1 protein-coding gene is annotated in these 552 nt (G+C 67.0%); it reads right to left on the bottom strand.

Features of this window, described 5'->3' with window-relative positions; genetic code table 11:
• On the bottom strand, positions 1 to 552 hold a 552-nt coding region (locus AC1D00_RS44615), incomplete at both ends, for a VCBS domain-containing protein (RefSeq protein WP_477015147.1).

The following is a 552-nucleotide window of genomic DNA, read 5'->3' as shown; positions in this document are numbered from 1 at the left end:
GGTGATGGTCACCGTCACCGTCCCCGTCGCCGTGCCGTCCTGGCTCGTCACCGTGAAGGTGTCGGTCACGACCTGACCCGCGGTCAGTTCGTTGTGCGCGCCGTTGCCGGTGTAGGTCCAGGCGCCGTCCGCGTCGATCGAGAAGTCGCCATAGGTGCCGGCCGCATTGGTCTGCGCCACCACATGCGCTTCACCCGAGTCAGGGTCGGTGATCGTCAGCTGGCCGCTGGTATTCAGCGCCGCTGCCGTGTCGCCTTCCGTCACAGACTTCGAGTCCGAGCTCACCGTCGCCGCATCATTGGTCCCGGTGATGGTCACCGTCACCGTCCCCGTCGCCGTGCCGTCCTGGCTCGTCACCGTGAAGGTGTCGGTCACGACCTGACCCGCGGTCAGTTCGTTGTGCGCGCCGTTGCCGGTGTAGGTCCAGGCGCCGTCCGCGTCGATCGAGAAGTCGCCATAGGTGCCGGCCGCATTGGTCTGCGCCACCACATGCGCTTCACCCGAGTCAGGGTCGGTGATCGTCAGCTGGCCGCTGGTATTCAGCGCCGCTGC

The sequence above is a fragment of the Bradyrhizobium sp. P2_E8 genome, assembly GCF_056403875.1.
Note: the sequence above shows the minus strand (reverse complement) of the source record. Positions and strands in the feature narration are given on the sequence as shown.